Source organism: Kocuria sp. MNB10 (assembly GCF_054073685.1).
This window is the reverse complement of record NZ_CM133411.1, coordinates 323211-339526: the sequence shown is the minus strand read 5'-3', so window position 1 is coordinate 339526 and position 16316 is coordinate 323211. Positions and strand designations below refer to the sequence as shown.

14 protein-coding genes are annotated in these 16316 nt (G+C 69.4%); 12 read left to right on the top strand and 2 right to left on the bottom strand.

Annotated elements, in window-relative coordinates; genetic code table 11:
- The first annotated feature begins 23 nt into the window (after window positions 1-23).
- From ACW9PK_RS01480 to dapF, 10 genes are all read left to right on the top strand, one after another.
- Window positions 24-2963, top strand: coding sequence for a DNA translocase FtsK 4TM domain-containing protein (locus tag ACW9PK_RS01480; RefSeq protein ID WP_457016295.1), 2940 nt, complete (start codon window positions 24-26; stop codon window positions 2961-2963).
- Window positions 2960-3592, top strand: coding sequence for a CDP-diacylglycerol--glycerol-3-phosphate 3-phosphatidyltransferase (gene pgsA / locus ACW9PK_RS01475; RefSeq protein ID WP_064845955.1), 633 nt, complete (start codon window positions 2960-2962; stop codon window positions 3590-3592). Before ACW9PK_RS01480 ends, pgsA begins: the two co-directional genes overlap by 4 nt.
- The gene (locus tag ACW9PK_RS01470; protein WP_239318182.1) at window positions 3589-4086 is read left to right on the top strand and encodes a CinA family protein; all 498 of its coding nucleotides are present in this window, start codon (window positions 3589-3591) and stop codon (window positions 4084-4086) included. The genes pgsA and ACW9PK_RS01470 overlap by 4 nt, the downstream gene beginning before the upstream one ends.
- Window positions 4087-4235: 149 nt before the next feature.
- Window positions 4236-4661 (top strand): helix-turn-helix domain-containing protein, encoded by a 426-nt coding sequence (locus ACW9PK_RS01465; protein WP_064845953.1) that lies wholly within the window; start codon window positions 4236-4238, stop codon window positions 4659-4661.
- A gap of 161 nt (window positions 4662-4822) precedes the next feature.
- Window positions 4823-5044 carry a DUF3046 domain-containing protein gene (locus tag ACW9PK_RS01460; RefSeq protein WP_457016294.1) on the top strand — a complete coding sequence of 74 codons (222 nt, stop codon included), beginning with the start codon at window positions 4823-4825 and terminating at the stop codon, window positions 5042-5044.
- 167 nt (window positions 5045-5211) lie between these two features.
- Window positions 5212-6357, top strand: a complete 1146-nt coding sequence (gene recA, locus ACW9PK_RS01455) for a recombinase RecA (RefSeq protein WP_144932628.1) — start codon at window positions 5212-5214, stop codon at window positions 6355-6357.
- Window positions 6358-6374: 17 nt separating this feature from the next.
- A complete protein-coding gene (locus tag ACW9PK_RS01450; protein WP_457016293.1) occupies window positions 6375-7139 on the top strand; it encodes a regulatory protein RecX in 765 nt (254 codons plus the stop codon).
- A 74-nt stretch (window positions 7140-7213) separates the two neighbouring features.
- A complete protein-coding gene (gene miaB, locus ACW9PK_RS01445; protein ID WP_239318253.1) occupies window positions 7214-8719 on the top strand; it encodes a tRNA (N6-isopentenyl adenosine(37)-C2)-methylthiotransferase MiaB in 1506 nt (501 codons plus the stop codon).
- 7 nt (window positions 8720-8726) lie between these two features.
- Window positions 8727-9668 carry a tRNA (adenosine(37)-N6)-dimethylallyltransferase MiaA gene (gene miaA, locus ACW9PK_RS01440; protein WP_457016292.1) on the top strand — a complete coding sequence of 314 codons (942 nt, stop codon included), beginning with the start codon at window positions 8727-8729 and terminating at the stop codon, window positions 9666-9668.
- The gene (gene dapF / locus ACW9PK_RS01435) at window positions 9661-10605 is read left to right on the top strand and encodes a diaminopimelate epimerase (protein WP_457016291.1); all 945 of its coding nucleotides are present in this window, start codon (window positions 9661-9663) and stop codon (window positions 10603-10605) included. The genes miaA and dapF overlap by 8 nt, the downstream gene beginning before the upstream one ends.
- A 207-nt stretch (window positions 10606-10812) precedes the next feature.
- Here the strand turns inward: dapF and ACW9PK_RS01430 are convergent, their stop codons facing one another.
- Window positions 10813-11430 carry a class I SAM-dependent methyltransferase gene (locus tag ACW9PK_RS01430; protein ID WP_144932636.1) on the bottom strand — a complete coding sequence of 206 codons (618 nt, stop codon included), beginning with the start codon at window positions 11428-11430 and terminating at the stop codon, window positions 10813-10815.
- Between the two features lie 86 nt (window positions 11431-11516).
- Between ACW9PK_RS01430 and hflX the strand changes: the two genes are divergently transcribed.
- Window positions 11517-13220 carry a GTPase HflX gene (gene hflX, locus ACW9PK_RS01425; RefSeq protein WP_457016290.1) on the top strand — a complete coding sequence of 568 codons (1704 nt, stop codon included), beginning with the start codon at window positions 11517-11519 and terminating at the stop codon, window positions 13218-13220.
- Window positions 13217-15271 carry an ATP-dependent DNA helicase gene (locus ACW9PK_RS01420; protein WP_457016289.1) on the top strand — a complete coding sequence of 685 codons (2055 nt, stop codon included), beginning with the start codon at window positions 13217-13219 and terminating at the stop codon, window positions 15269-15271. Before hflX ends, ACW9PK_RS01420 begins: the two co-directional genes overlap by 4 nt.
- A 239-nt stretch (window positions 15272-15510) precedes the next feature.
- Here ACW9PK_RS01420 and lexA read toward each other — a convergent pair whose 3' ends face one another.
- A complete protein-coding gene (gene lexA, locus ACW9PK_RS01415) occupies window positions 15511-16284 on the bottom strand; it encodes a transcriptional repressor LexA (protein WP_085106694.1) in 774 nt (257 codons plus the stop codon).
- Window positions 16285-16316 lie beyond the last annotated feature (32 nt).

The following is a 16316-nucleotide window of genomic DNA, read 5'->3' as shown; positions in this document are numbered from 1 at the left end:
GCGCGTCCGGGTACCCTGGAGGCATGGCGTCTCGAACTTCCCCCGCGCGCTCCTCGAAGGCCTCCGGCAGGTCCTCGAGTTCCGTGCGTTCCCCTAAGAACGGCAAGAAGGCCCCCGCACGGTCCACGTCCGCACGCTCCGGATCCACGGGGCCCTCGGCCGGTTCCACCGCCCTGCACGGGGTGGTCAACGCGTGGTCCGGCGCCGGACACGTGGTGGGGGCCGCGGTGCGCCGCGTGGGGACCGTGCGCACGGACATGGCTCCCGAACAGCGCCGCGACGGTGGTGCGCTCGTGTGGCTCGTGCTCGCCGTCGTGATCGCCGCGGTCGAGTGGTGGAACCTGCGCGGCGTGGACCTCGCGCTCGTGGCGATCCCCGCGTCCTGGGTGCACGCGATCGTGGGCGGGACCTTCGGGTTCATGGCCCTCGTGCTGCCCATCTTCTGCTTCTTCTTCGCGATCCGCGTCTTCCGTCACCCCGAGGCCACGCAGGCCAACAACCGCATCGCGATCGGTCTGCTCGCGCTGTCCGTCGCCGGCGCGGGCACCGCGCACCTGCTGGGCGGCGCGCCCGGTCTGGGTGACGGGTTCGACGCCGTGTGGCGCGCGGGTGGTTTCGTGGGCTTCCTGGCCGCGGACCCGTTGGCGGCCCTGATCACCCGATGGGGCGCGCTCGCGGTGTTCGTGCTGCTCGCGGCGTTGGCCGTGCTCGTCATGACCGCCACGCCCGTGGGGGAGATCGGGCCGCGCTTGCGCGAGCTCTACCGCCGTCTCACGGGCCAGTACGAGCCCCGCGCGACCGACGTCACCGATCCCGCGCACGACCGCTCCTACCTCGATCCCACCCGGCCCACACGCGAGAAGCGCTCCCGGCGCTCCGAGCGACGCAAGCAGCGCCACGAGCTGGAACGCTACGACGGTGACGAGGCGTTCGAGCGCGCTGTCGTGGGCGAGGCCAACCGCCGCGAGGCACGGGACGCGGGATCGACGAGCGTGTTCGACGTCGGCTCGCACGCGGAGCGCTCCGCGCGCCGGGGTTCTGCCGGTGGGTCCTCCTCCGTGCGCGACGCCGCGCAGGCGGCGGGCTCTACCGCGGCGTCCGAGGTCCAGGACACCGACGCGATCCCGAACCCGGAGGCCGCCTTGCGTCCCGGCGAGAAGCGCCCCACCAAGTCCCAGCGCGCCGCCCAGAAATTACGCGAGGAGCAGGGGATCGCGCCCGCGGCGGACACCGCGGCGGCGTCGGACGCGCCCGCCCTCAAGGTGGACGATGACGCCCAGCCGCGCACCCACACGCCCGCGACACCCATCCCGGCCCGCTCCGAGCAGCTCAAGCTGCAGGGCGACGTCGCCTACAGCCTCCCGCCCGTGGCGGACCTCGTGCAGGGCCCGCCCGCCAAGGAACGCTCCGAGGCGAACGACCAGGTGGTCCGGGCGCTCACGAGCGTGCTCGAACAGTTCAAGGTGGACGCCGAGGTCACCGGCTTCTCGCGCGGGCCCACGGTCACGCGCTACGAGATCGAACTGGGCTCCGGGACCAAGGTGGAGCGCGTCACGGCGCTGTCTAAGAACATCGCGTACGCGGTGGCGTCTGCGGACGTGCGGATCCTCTCGCCCATCCCGGGCAAGTCCGCGATCGGCATCGAGATCCCCAACACGGATCGCGAGACCGTGGCGCTGGGGGACGTGCTGCGCTCGCAGAAGGCCCGGGCGTCCGAACACCCCATGATCATGGGCGTGGGCAAGGACGTGGAGGGCGGCTTCGTGCTCGCGAACCTCGCCAAGATGCCGCACATGCTCGTGGCCGGTGCTACCGGTGCGGGTAAGTCCTCGTTCGTGAACTCCATGATCGTCTCGATCCTCATGCGCTCCACCCCGGACGAGGTGCGCCTGGTCATGGTGGACCCCAAGCGTGTGGAACTCACCGCGTACGAGGGCGTGCCGCACCTGATCACCCCGATCATCACCAACCCCAAGAAGGCCGCCGAGGCCCTGCAGTGGGTCGTGCGGGAGATGGACGCGCGCTACGACGACCTCTCCCACTTCGGGTACAAGCACATCGACGACTTCAACAAGGCCGTGCGCAACGGGAAGGTGCAACCCGAACCCGGGTCCAAGCGCACCATCCGCCCCTACCCGTACCTGCTCGTGATCGTGGACGAGCTCGCGGACCTCATGATGGTGGCCCCGCGGGACGTCGAGGACGCGATCGTGCGGATCACCCAGCTCGCGCGTGCCGCAGGCATCCACCTCGTGCTCGCCACGCAGCGGCCCTCAGTGGACGTCGTGACCGGTCTGATCAAGGCCAACGTCCCGTCCCGGATGGCGTTCGCGACGTCCTCGGTCACCGACTCCCGAGTGGTGCTGGACCAGCCCGGGGCGGAAAAGCTAATCGGCCAGGGTGACGCCCTGTTCCTGCCCATGGGCGCGTCCAAGCCCATGCGTGTGCAGGGCGCGTGGGTCTCCGAGTCTGAGATCCACAAGGTCGTGGAGCACGTGAAGTCGCAGATGAGCACGCACTACCGCGACGACGTCGTGCAGGAAGCGCCCAAGAAGACGATCAACGAGGACATCGGGGACGACCTCGACGTCCTGCTGCAGGCCGCCGAGCTGATCATCACCACGCAGTTCGGGTCCACGTCCATGCTCCAGCGCAAGCTGCGCGTGGGTTTCGCGAAGGCCGGGCGGCTCATGGACCTGCTCGAGTCACGCGGCGTGGTCGGGGCGTCCGAGGGGTCCAAGGCACGTGACGTCCTCGTCAAGCCGGATGACCTCGCCGCGACCCTCGCCCTGATCCGCGGCGAGGAACCACCCGCGCAGAGTACACCGGCCGCCGCAGACGGTGCGCTCGCGGCGTCGGCGTCCGGCGAGGACCTCGTGGCGGCGTCGCTGTCGAACGTGGCCCACAACTACCACGACGGGTCCGACCAATCAGAGGATGCATGGGAGTTGACGGGACGATGACGGTTAACGACGGCGCGGCGGCGCCCGGGGCGCCCGCCCCCAACGCCTCCAACTGGAACCTGCCGAATGCCCTGACGGCACTGCGGATCGTGATGGTCCCGTTCTTCGTGTGGTTCCTGGTGGCCGGGGGGACCCACGGCCAGGACTCCATGGGCATGCGCTGGGCCGCCGTGGTCACGTTCGGGCTCGCGATGCTCACGGACAAGCTCGACGGGGACATCGCCCGGGCGCGCAACCTCATCACGAGTTTCGGCAAGATCGCCGATCCCATCGCGGACAAACTGCTCACGGGTGCCGCGTTCGTGGTGCTGTCCATGCTCGGGGAGCTGTGGTGGTGGGTCACGATCGTGATCCTGGTGCGCGAGTGGGGCATCACGCTCATGCGATTCGTGGTGATCCGCTACGGCGTGATGGCCGCGTCCAAGGGCGGCAAGACCAAGACCGTCCTGCAGACCGCGGCGCTGATCGCCCTGCTGCTGCCGCTCACCCCCTTCGTGGGGCAGTGGTGGTTGTGGTTCGCATGGGTGCTCACCGCGCTCGCGTTGCTTGCCACCGTGATCACGGGCATCGACTATGTGATCAAGGCCGTGCAGTTGCGCAACCGGGCCGTGCGCGGGGATGCGGCGTGACAGAGAACCGGCCGGGGTACGACGCCGCGGAGCTCGTGCGCCGCGCCGTCGCTCGCGGGGTCACGGTGGGCACGGCCGAATCTCTCACCGGGGGCGCGCTCGCATCCGCGATCGTGACCGTGGCGGGTGCCTCGGCGTGTTTCGAGGGAGCGGTCGTGAGCTACTCGCACGCCGTCAAGGAACGCGTGCTGGGTGTGTCCCACGAGCTGCTCGAGGAACGCGGCGCGGTGGACCCGCAGGTCGCGGTGGCCATGGCCCGCGGGGCGCGCGAGCGCCTGGGCGTGGACTGGGCCGTGTCCACCACCGGGGTCGCCGGGCCGGAACCGCACGACGGACACCCCGTGGGAACCGTCTTCGTGGGGATCGCGGGTCCGGGTGTGGAGCGGGTGGAGCGTTTGGATCTCAGCGGTGACCGGGCCGAGATCCGGCAAGCCACCGTGGGCCGCGCGCTTGACGCATTGACGACTCAAATCTCATTCCCAGCCAACGCCTAGTGTTTTTAGGCCGCCGAGCGGGAACAATCGAACACGTAAGCCCGTTATGGATATCAGAGGTTGAGCCCGATGGGCTCAAGAGGCCTCGACCACTGCGTCGTCAGCGATGCAGGAGGCCCCGTCAATTCGTACGAGGAGAAGCAATTCACATGACGAAGCAACCCGTGTCTGTCAATGGTGTTGTCCGTTGGAAGGACGTGGGTGTGTCCGATGAAGCTCACGGGAAAACCAATGATGTCAAGGTCGGTGTCCTGCGTCAGGAGATAGGCGAGGTGCTGCGCAACGTCCGCCAGCGTCAGGGCCGGACCCTGCGCGAGGTCTCGCACAGTGCCCGCGTCTCGCTGGGGTACCTGAGCGAGGTGGAGCGAGGACAAAAGGAAGCCTCCTCCGAATTGCTCGCGTCCATCTGTGCGGCACTGGACATCCCCATGTCCCAGATGCTGCGCGAGGTCGCGGATCGTCTCGCCTACGCCGAGGGTACGTTCATCCCTGACACCGTGCCGTCCGAGCTCACGGAGGAGTTCACGCGGGAGATGCGTCAGTTGCGCGGTGGCACCGCCGCCGGCGCGCACTGAGTCAGACCCCGCTCGCTGCGGCCGAGTCGGCCGCGGTCCACCAGACCAACGAACGGACCCGCCCGGTGGGCGGGTCCGTTGCTCGTTGCAGCACCGTGGGGTCCGCACAGCGTGGAGAGTTAGCGGATCTATGCAGCGTCGATACCGAGGAGAAGTCGTTCATGCGAGTCAGTGCGTTCTGGGACCTGATGTCCCACGAATTCGGGGCGGCGTACAGCCGGGTTCTCGCTCGGGATCTCGTTTTAACCGAGTTGGGTGAGCGCACGGCCGCGAAGGCCCTCGAGTCCGGGACGGACCCCAAGACGGTGTGGTTCGCGGTGTGCCGCGCCCAGGAGATCCCCGAGTCCCGGTGGTGGGGTCCGGATCAACCGCCCCGGCGCTGAGTTCGCCGTGGGCGGCGTGCGCCACGCCGTCTTCGAAGGTATATTCGAATGAGCTCACGCGCGCTCCACAACCCGTCCGGTCGCTTATGGCTGTCGGACCCCCTTTGTACCGTGGAACGCGAAGACATCGACAGGGCCGCCCCGGCCCCCGAGAACCGAGGTGAAACATGGCAGCCAAGTCCAAGGGCGCACCGGCACCCTCTCAGGTGGCCGGATCCGATCGTCAGAAGGCACTGGACACCGTCCTGTCCCAGATCGACAAGAACTACGGCAAGGGATCGGTCATGCGGCTGGGGGATCGCCCCGCCAACAAGATCGAGACCATCCCCACCGGTTCCATCGCGCTGGACGTCGCACTGGGTATCGGCGGGTTCCCCCGCGGCCGTGTCGTGGAGATCTACGGCCCGGAATCCTCGGGTAAGACCACCGTGGCCCTGCACGCCGTGGCCAGCGTCCAGAAGGCCGGCGGGATCGCCGCCTTCATCGACGCCGAGCACGCGCTGGACCCGGTCTACGCCGAGAAGCTCGGTGTGGACACGGACAACCTGCTGGTGTCCCAGCCGGACACCGGTGAGCAGGCGCTCGAGATCATGGACATGCTCGTGGGTTCGGGCTCCATCGACATCATCGTGATCGACTCCGTGGCGGCCCTCGTGCCCAAGGCGGAGATCGAGGGCGAAATGGGCGACAGCCACGTGGGTCTGCAAGCCCGGTTGATGTCCCAGGCTCTGCGTAAGATCACGGGTCGGTTGTCCCACACCAACACCACCGCGATCTTCATCAACCAGCTGCGCGAGAAGATCGGCGTGTTCTTCGGCTCCCCGGAGACCACCACGGGTGGTAAGGCGCTGAAGTTCTACGCCTCCGTACGCGTGGACGTCCGCCGGATCGAGACCCTCAAGGACGGTGCGAACCCCGTGGGTAACCGCACCCGCGCCAAGATCGTCAAGAACAAGATGGCCCCGCCCTTCAAGCAGGCCGAGTTCGACATCCTCTACGGTCAGGGCATCTCCATCGAGGGCGGCCTGATCGACATGGGCGTGGAACACGGCATCGTGAAGAAGTCCGGTGCGTGGTTTACCTACGAGGGGGACCAGCTCGGCCAGGGCAAGGAGAACTCGCGCCGCTTCCTCAAGGACAACCCGGAACTCGCCCAGGAGATCGAACGCAAGATCCTGGTCAAGCTCGGGATCAGCGAGGACCCGGACCAGGCCTCCCAGGACACGGACGGGTTCGGCGACGATCCCCAGGACCTGGATCCGGATGCCCCGTTCGCACCGGCCAAGGACGAGACCGAACTTCCGGCATTCTGAGCTGACGCCGTCCCTTCATGACTGAGTCCGAACGCTATGGTTCCCGGCGCCGCCGGGCCTCCGATTCCCATTGGGGCCCGGCGGCGCCGCCCGCGTCCGCGAAGTCATCGGGTGAGGCGGAGGCCGATCCCCGCGAGGTCGCCCGCGCGATCGTCCTGCGCCAGTTGAGCGCATCGGCCAAGTCGCGGCGCCAGCTCGAGGACAAACTCGCGGACCGCAACGTCCCCGAGGACGTCGCCCGGGAGGTGCTCGACCGGTTCGAGGAAGTGAACCTCGTGGACGACCGGGCCTACGCGGGGATGTTCGTCAGGTCCCGCGCCGAGACCCGCCGGTTGTCCCGCTCGGCTCTGCGCCGGGAACTCGCGCAGCGCGGGATCACGGGTGAGATCGCGGACGAGGCCCTTGAACAGCGCTCCGACCACGACGAACTGCGGGACGCCCACGTCCTCGTGCGCAAGAAGTTGCCCGCCTCCGTGGACCCGTCGGACCGCAAGGAACGCGACCGGCTGACCCGCAGGCTCGTGAGCATGCTCGGACGCAAGGGGTATCCGCCGGGACTCGCGTTCGCCGTGGTCAAGGAGGAGCTGGGCGCGCTGGAGTCCTCGGCGGAGGAGTTCGAATCGGAGGAGTCCGCGGGTGAGGAGTTCGCCGGTGACGAGTTCTCCGCAGACGGGTTCCCGGGAGACGGGTCCTCGGGAGATGAGTACGCCGCGGGCGGGTCCACAGTGGGCGGGCGCGATCGGCCGGATCCGGACGGCGCCCACGTATGGGACACGCCTTGATCGGTGCCCCTTTGGCCGTGGGCGGCCGAGTTCCAGCAATTTGACCGCGTCCCTAAAATGATGAGGTGACTCAGATGCCCCATGCCGTGCAGGAACCCGTGATCGCCACCGATGCACCCGCCTACGAAGTGCGCACTCTCGGATGCCAGATGAACGCCCACGACTCCGAGCGCATCACGGGACTGCTCGAGAGCGCCGGATACGTTCCCGCGGTGAACCGTGATCCGGACCTGGTCGTGTTCAACACGTGTGCCGTCCGAGAGAACGCGGACAACAAGCTGTACGGCCAGCTGGGTCAGCTGGCCCCTGTCAAGCGGCGCAACGAACGGTTGCAGATCGCGGTGGGCGGCTGCCTCGCCCAGAAGGACCGCGCCACCATCGTCGATAAGGCCCCGTGGGTGGACGTGGTCTTCGGGACCCACAACATCGGGTCCCTGCCGGTCCTGCTGGAACGCGCCCGGCACAACGAGCAGGCCCAGGTGGAAATCCTGGAAGCCCTCGAGACTTTCCCGTCAGCACTGCCGACCAAGCGGGAACAGGCCTACGCGGGGTGGGTGTCCATCTCGGTGGGGTGCAACAACACGTGCACGTTCTGCATCGTCCCCCAGCTGCGCGGCAAGGAGAAGGACCGCCGTCCCGGGGACATCCTCGCCGAAGTCCAGGCGCTCGTGGACTCCGGTGCGGTGGAAGTGACCCTGCTGGGGCAGAACGTGAACTCGTACGGCGTGGAGTTCGGTGACCGCGGGGCGTTCGCCAAACTGCTGCGCGCCTGCGGGGACATCCAGGGGTTGGAGCGGGTGCGCTTCACGAGTCCGCACCCCGCGGCCTTCACGGACGACGTGATCGATGCCATGGCGGAGACCCCCAACGTGATGCCTCAGTTGCACATGCCGCTGCAGTCCGGTTCGGACCGGATCCTCAAGGACATGCGGCGCTCGTACCGTTCCAAGAAGTTCCTGGGCATCCTGGACCGGGTGCGTGAGCGGATCCCGCACGCCGCGATCACCACCGACATCATCGTGGGCTTCCCAGGGGAGACCGAGCAGGACTTCCAGGACACCCTGGACGTTGTGGAGGCCTCCCGGTTCTCCTCCGCGTTCACCTTCCAGTATTCGGTGCGCCCGGGCACTCCCGCCGGGGAGATGGCGAACCAGGTCCCCGCCCCCGTGGTGCAGGAACGCTTCGAACGGTTGACCGCCCTGCAGGACCGGATCAGCGCGGAGTTGAACCGCGAGCTCGTGGGCGCGCGCACGGAGGTGCTCGTGAGCGCCCAATCGGGCCGTAAATCGGAAGCCACGCACCGACTGAGCGGGCGGGGCCCGGATCAGCGGCTCGTGCACTTCAGTGTCCCGGACGGAGCCGAACACCCGCGCCCGGGTGATTTCGTCACGGTTCCGGTGACCGGGGCCGCCACGTACCACCTGCTCGCGGACCCGCGGGACGCGAACGAGTACAGCGTACGGCGCTCCCGCGGCGGGGACGCGTGGGAGGCCGCCCAGGCGGAATCGTGTGGTGTGCCGTCGTCGTCGGGCAAACCCGCCGCCGTGGGGCTGGGCATGCCGTCGCTGCGGAAGCCCTGAGCGCGGTATGACCCGGGGGACGCAACGCCCGGTCGTGGCGGTCGTGGGGCCCACGGGGACCGGGAAGTCGGACCTCGGGATCGCGATCGCCCAGCGCGTGGGCGGGGAGATCGTCAACGCGGACGCCCTGCAGTTCTACCGGGGCATGGACATCGGGACCGCCAAGCTGCCCCCGGAGGAACGCGGGGGAGTGCCGCACCACCTGCTCGACATCTTGGACCTGCACGAGGAAGCGTCGGTCGCCGCGTTCCAGACTCGCGCTCGCACCGTCATCGCCGAGATCGAGGAACGCGGCAACGTGCCCGTCCTCGTGGGCGGCTCGGGACTGTACGTGCGCGCGGTGCTCGACCACATCGAATTCCCTGGAACCGATCCGCAGCTGCGAGCGCGGGTCGAAGCCGAGCTGCACGAGCACGGGCACGCCCGCATGCTGCAGCGGCTCGCGGACGTGGATCCCGAATCAGCGGCCACGCTCAAGGACGACCGCAGACTGGTCCGGGCGATCGAGGTGCATCGGCTGACCGGACGGCCCTTCACGTCGTTCATGCCCGAGCGCCGGTACGTGCGGCCCACGGTGCAGATCGGTCTCGCCATGGAGCGGGACGTGCTCAACGAGCGGGTGGCCCGCCGCGTGGACACCATGCTCGAGCGGGGGTGGCTGGACGAAGTACGAGCGCTCGCGGCCCGGGGGCTGCGCGAGAGCCCCACCGCCGGGAAGGCCTTGGGGTACCCCCAGTTGCTCGCGGTGCTCGACGGCACGAGTACGCTCGAGCGCGCCCGGGACGAGACCGTGACCGCCACCCGCAGGTTCGTGAAGCGCCAGCGCACGTGGTTCCGGGCGGATCCTCGCGTGCACTGGTTGCGCGCGGACGATCCCGCGGGACCGTCCGCGCTGCCGGAACGGGCAATGGACGTCGTCCGGGCTCAGTATGATGGCGGCGATGACTGACACGACCGAGGGGACGGTAGGCAGCGTGAACTGGCAGGAACTGGCGGGCGTGCGCGTGACCAAGGCGCACGGCACGGGAAACGACTTCGTGGTCTTCACGGACCGGGACGGCACCCTGGACGTCTCACCGGACACGGTCGCGGCGGTGTGCGACCGACACCTCGGGCTGGGCGGTGACGGCCTGATCCGCGCCGTGCGCACCGAGCACGTGGCCGATGCCGGCGAGCTCGCCGAAGCGCACCCGGACGTCGAGTGGTTCATGGACTACCGCAACGGGGACGGTTCCGTGGCGCAGATGTGCGGTAACGGGGTGCGGGTGTTCGTGGACCACCTCGTGCGCGAGGGGCTCGTGAGCCTCCCGCGCGGTTCTCAACTGCGTATCGGCACGCGCGCGGGGATGCGCACCGTGGCGCGTACGTCCGACGGCTACGCCGTGGACATGGGTCCGTGGAGCTTCGAGGATGGGGATGCCGCGCGCGAGCGCGGTTCGGATTGCCTCGTGAATGCGGAGGGCCTCACGGTCCCCCGCCCGGGGGTGTCGATCAGCATGGGCAATCCCCACACGGTCGTGGCCCTGTCCGAGGGCGAGAAGTTGGACGGGCTGGACCTACACACCGCGCCCGTCGTGGAACCCACCCCTCCCGAGGGGACCAACGTGGAGTTCGTGGTGCCCTTGGACGACGGCGATTCCGAGTTCGGTCGCCTCGAGATGCGCGTCCATGAACGGGGTGTCGGCGAGACGTACTCGTGCGGCACGGGCGCGTGCGCGGCCGCGGCGGCCACCCGGTTCTGGGGCGGTCCCGACTCCCCGGACCGCTGGTTCGTGCGCGTCCCCGGGGGCGTGCTGTCCGTGACGTTCGTGCCCGCCCCGGACGGCACCGAGCATGTTGTCCTCACGGGTCCGGTGCGCGTGGTGGCCACCGCCGAACTTGTCTGAGTCGGTCGCGTTCGTGCCGTGGTGGGCTGAGTCGGGAGGGCCTCGCCGCGCGGCCCTGTTGCATCCATCGTCCGACGACGACGCTGCGCGCCGACTCCCAGCCCGACTCCCCTGATACCGGTTCCCGACCCAACGCCCGGGGGTGTGGCTTCCAACGCCGTACACGCAACCCCGGTTCCCGGCCCGGCATGCGTGCCTCCGCGCGCCTCAGGCGCGCTGGACAGTGATGACGCGGAAGCCCTTGTCGGTTGCGGCCCGGTCCACGCAATACCCCTCACCCAGGGTGGCCGCGAGCCAGCGCTGCAGTGAGTCCCCACCCAGGTTCTTCTGTACCACGAGCCACGCCGTACCACCGGGCGCGAGGCGGGGGAGCCACATCATGAGGATGTCGTGCAGTTCCTGCTTCCCCACGCGGATCGGCGGGTTGGACCAGATGGTGTCGAACGTACGATCCGCGGGTACGTCTTCGGGCCGATGGGTCTCCACGCCCGTGAGACCCAGCTCCCGCGCGTTCGCCGCAGTCAGCCGCAGGCTGCGTTCGTTGATGTCCACCGCGGTGACCGTGGCACTCGGTGCAGCGAGCGCGAGGGCCAGGGTGATCGGCCCCCACCCGCACCCGATGTCGAGCAGGTTCCGCCCGTGCGGATCGGGCACGTTGCGCAGCAGCGCGGCGGTTCCCTTGTCCAGGTCCGAGGGGGAGAAGACCCCCGCTGCCGTCCCCACGTCCACGGTGCGGCCCCGCAGCTCCACGGTGATCCGCCGCGGTTTCTCCGCGACGGACGGGTCGGACACGAAGTAATGCTGGGCGGGATTCTCGGGGGCCATGGCTCCACATGCTAGTGCCCCCGCCCGTCGTGTCAGTGCCCGGCGCTAGACTTGGTCAACCGTCTCCAGCCACAGATCAAGGAAATATGACGCAATCTCACCAGCACCAGAATCCCGCTCCGAAGCAGCCCGGACACTCCGCGGAACTGACCGGACCGGAACTGGAGGACGTCGTCTCGCGTGTCCTGGCCCGTGCGCGCACACGCTCCGAACCCACCCACGTCCACGACGCCGGTCAGGACGTCTTCGACGATGAACGGGGCGTCCACGGCGCCCGCGACCACGCCGCGTCATACGCCGCGGGCGGCGGACACGATCACCTGGGCCGCGCCCGTGAGCTCGCGGACGAGGACCACGTCCACGTCGAATCCGACGGCGATCAGCAGGACCTCGCCGAACGTCACGCGCTGCGCCGTGTCGCCGGACTGTCCACCGAGCTCGAGGACGTCACCGAGGTCGAGTACCGGCAGCTGCGGCTCGAGCGCGTCGTCTTGGCGGGTCTGTTCTCGAGCGGGACCCTGGCCGATGCGGAGAACTCGCTGCGTGAGCTCGCGGCGCTCGCGGAGACCGCCGGTTCCGAGGTCATGGACGGTCTGCTGCAGCGGCGCGTGACCCCGGACCCCGGCACGTACCTCGGCTCGGGCAAGGCCCTGGAACTCAAGGACGTGGTGGCCGCGACCGGTGCGGACACCGTCATCGTGGATGCCGAGCTCGCGCCGTCGCAGCGTCGTGCTCTCGAGGACGTCGTGAAGGTCAAGGTCATCGACCGCACGGGCCTCATCCTGGACATCTTCGCCCAGCACGCCAAGTCCAAGGAGGGCAAGGCGCAGGTGGAGCTGGCGCAGCTCGAATACATGCTCCCGCGTCTGCGTGGTTGGGGTGAGTCGCTGTCCCGGCAGGCCGGTGGCCGTGCGGCCTCGGGTGAGGGCATCGGTAGCCGTGGTCCCGGTGAGACCAAGATCGAACTGGACCGGCGCCGGATCCGCCAGCGCATGGCCAAGTTGCGTCGGGAGATCGCGGCCATGAAGCCGGCGCGTGAGACCAAGCGACTCAACCGCAAGCGTCATTCCGTGCCCTCGGTCGCGATCGCGGGGTACACCAACGCGGGTAAGTCGTCCCTGCTCAACCGGTTGACGGATGCCGGGGTCCTCGTGGAGAACGCGCTGTTCGCCACGCTGGATCCCACGGTGCGCAAGGCCGAGACCCCGGACGGGATCGGCTACACGCTCGCGGACACCGTGGGCTTCGTGCGCTCGCTGCCCACCCAGTTGGTCGAGGCCTTCCGCTCCACCCTGGAAGAGGTCGCGGACGCGGACGTCATCGTGCACGTAGTGGATGCCTCCCACCCGGATCCGGAGGGTCAGCTCAAGGCCGTGCGGGACGTCCTCACGGACGTGGGGGCCAATGACATCCCGGAGATCGTGGCCCTGAACAAGGCCGACATCGCGGATCCCGTGGTGCTGGGTCGTTTGCGCAATCACGAGCACCCGTCGGTGGCCGTGTCGGCGCGCACGGGAGAGGGCATCGAGGAATTGCAGCGGTTGATCTCCTCCGCTATTCCGCGCCCAGACCACAACATGGAACTGCTCGTGCCCTACGTTCACGGCGAGGTGGTCTCCCGGCTGCACGCCCAGGACGCCGAGATCCTGCGCACGGAACACACTCCCGAGGGCACGCGGTTGCGTGTGCGCGTTCGCGAGGAACTCGTGGGCGAACTCGCGCCCTACCGCGTGGCGGAGCCCGGGAGCCCGGCCGCCTCGCCCACCGCGGAGGATCCCGCCGGAGCATGAGCGAATCGTTCGTCGACGAAGCGGGGCACGACCTCTCGGACGTCCGCCCCGAAACGCTGCCCGGCGCGGTGGACACGCTCGAGCTCCTCGACTCCGCCGTGACCGCGCTGGGCGGGCAGCGTCGGGAGGGACAGCGGTTCATGGCGGCCAAGGTCGCCGAGGCCCTCGAGACCGGCCGGCATCTGTTGGTCCAGGCAGGGACCGGTACGGGTAAGTCGCTCGCATACCTCGTCCCGGCCCTGCGCCACGCCCGCACCGCGGACAAGCCCGTGGTCGTGGCCACGGCCACGCTGGCCCTGCAGTCCCAGATCACGGGCCGGGACGTCCCCCGCTTGCTCGACGCGCTCGAGGACGAACTGGACGACCGCCCCGTCGTCGCGCTGCTCAAGGGCCGCTCCAACTACGCGTGCCTGCACAAGGTCGAGGGCGGCTACCCGGACGACGACGGCGCCCTGTTCGACGTCCCCGGTTCGGGACCCGCCGCAGGGGGCGCGGATCGCCCCCTCGGTGGCTTGGCCCAGCAGGTGCTGCGGTTGCGGGAATGGGTCGAGACCACCGAGACCGGGGACCGGGACGACGTCCAGCCGGGTGTCACGGACGCCGCGTGGCGGCAGGTCTCCGTGACCGCCAAGGAGTGCCTGGGGCGCAAGTGCCCCCTCGTGGAGGAGTGCTTCGCCGAGCGCGCCCGGGCCGAGGCCGGCGAGGCGGACGTGGTGATCACCAACCACGCGCTGCTCGCGATCAACGCGTTCGAGGGGCTCGCGGTCCTGCCCGAGCACGACGTCGTGATCGTTGACGAGGCCCATGAGCTGCGGGACCGGGTCACGGGTGCCGTGACCGCGTCGCTGTCCGCCGCCGCGGTACGAGCGGCGGCCACGGCCGTGCGCAAGCACACCGCGGCGTCGAGCGATGCACTCGAGAAGGCCGCGCAGGCCTTCGATCTCGCCTTCGACCCCGACCCGTCCGGACTGTTGCCGCGAGGCTTCACCGAGGAGCAGGTCTACGCGGTCGGTGGCGTTCAGGATGCCGCGCGCACGGGGCTCAGTGACACCAAGGGCGATTCCAAGGGCGAGGACGCGGCACGTCACGCGGCCCGCTCACGGTTGTCCGAGCTGCTGGACACCGCCGAGCGCATGCTGTCGGCGGACACCGCCCATGACGTCCTGTGGATCTCCCGCGTGGGTCGCTGGTCGCCCACCGAGGGATACGTGGGAGCGTTCGAAGGGGAACCGGCGACCCTGAACATCGCGCCGCTCAGCGTCGCGGGGCCCCTGCGGGAGGGGTTGTTCGACGGGCGCACGGTCGTGCTGACCTCGGCGACCCTGGCCGTGGGGTCATCGTTCTCGTCCACGGCCGGGGCTCTCGGCCTGCAGGGCCCGGGGTCCCCCGCGTGGCGGGGCGTGGACGTGGGCAGCCCCTTCGACTACCGCCGCCAAGGCATCCTCTACGTGGCCAAGCACCTCGCGAAACCCGGCCGTGGCGTCTCGGAGGAGCAACTCGAGGAACTGCTCGGGCTGCTCGAGGCCTCGGGCGGCGGCGCGCTCGGTCTGTTCTCGTCCCGCCGGGCCGCGGAGGACGCGGCGGAGGCGCTGCGCGATCGTACAGAGCTGCCCATCCTGTGCCAGGGGGACGCCTCCCTGCCGTCCCTGGTCAAGGAGTTCACCGACGATCCCTCAGCGAGCCTGTTCGGAACCATGAGCCTGTGGCAGGGAGTGGACGTGCCGGGGCAATCGTGCCGACTGGTCGTGATCGACCGGATCCCGTTCCCGCGCCCGGACGATCCCCTGGGCACCGCCCGCACACGCGCGGCCGAACGGGCAGGCGGCAACGGGTTCATGTCGGTCTCGGCCACCCACGCCGCGGTGCGCCTGGCGCAGGGCGCCGGCCGACTGATCCGTGCGAGCGGGGACAAGGGCGTCGTCGCCGTGCTGGACTCGCGGCTCGCCACGGCGCGCTACGGGTCCTTCCTGGCCCGGTCCCTCCCGCCGCTGTGGCCCACCACGGACCGCTCGACCGTTCTCGGGGCGTTAGAGCGATTGGCGCGCTCCTGAGCGTTCGACGTCGCTGTGCTCACGTCCGTGGTGCCGTCTAGGGAGACGCGCGTTGAGTGCCTCCGTGCGCTCCCCGCCGGATCATGCGCGGGTCGGCGTACGGTATTACGGCGCGCGCCGCAGCCCTGTGAGCGCGGGCCCGTGGTCCGGAGCGCGAGCACGGGCGGTTCCGAGGCGGTGCACGCCGCCGGGTCCCGCGTGACGCGACGCGCGGTTCCCGGAACCGTTCGGAGGGCGAGCTACAGGGAGCGGAAGACCGAGACGACCTTTCCCATCACGGTCGCGTGATCACCCAGGATGGGTTCGTAGCGGGTGTTCTGGGGCAGCAGCCACGTGTGGCCGTCGCGCTGGCGGAAGGTCTTGACGGTCGCTTCGTCGTCCAGCAGGGCAGCCACGACGTCCCCGTTCTGCGCGGAGTTCTGTTGGCGCACCACGACCCAGTCGCCGTCGCAGATGGCAGCGTCGATCATGGAGTCCCCGGAGACCTTGAGCATGAACAACTGGCCGTGACCCACGAACTGCCGTGGCAGGGAGTAGACCTCCTCGACCGATTGTTCGGCGGTGATGGGACCACCGGCGGCGATGCGCCCCACGAGCGGTACGGGGACCATGGCGTCGTCGTCGTCCGCGGCGGGCAGGTCGCCCATGGTGTGCACCGCGGGGGACGCGGCGCCCGATGCGCGGGTCGCCAAGGACTCCACGGAACCCGCGGGCTCGTCGGCCGGCCCCAGGTGGCGGTCGAGTTCCTCCGCGCTCAACGGGCGCAGGACCTCCATGGCGCGGGGTCGGCGCGGATCCCGGCGCAGGTAGCCCCACTTCTCGAGCTGGCCGAGCTGATGGGTCACGCTGGACAGGGACGCCAGACCCACGGTGTCACCGATCTCACGCATGGACGGCGGGTAGCCGCGCGTGGTGATGCAGCGCTGCACGGCACCGAGAATCCGTGCTTGTCGAGGGGTGAGCGTGCGCGGGCGTCGGTCGGACGCCTGCTGATTCGGGGAAGAAGTGCTCACGTGCGGGGTCCTTTCACCGTCCACGCTGTGCA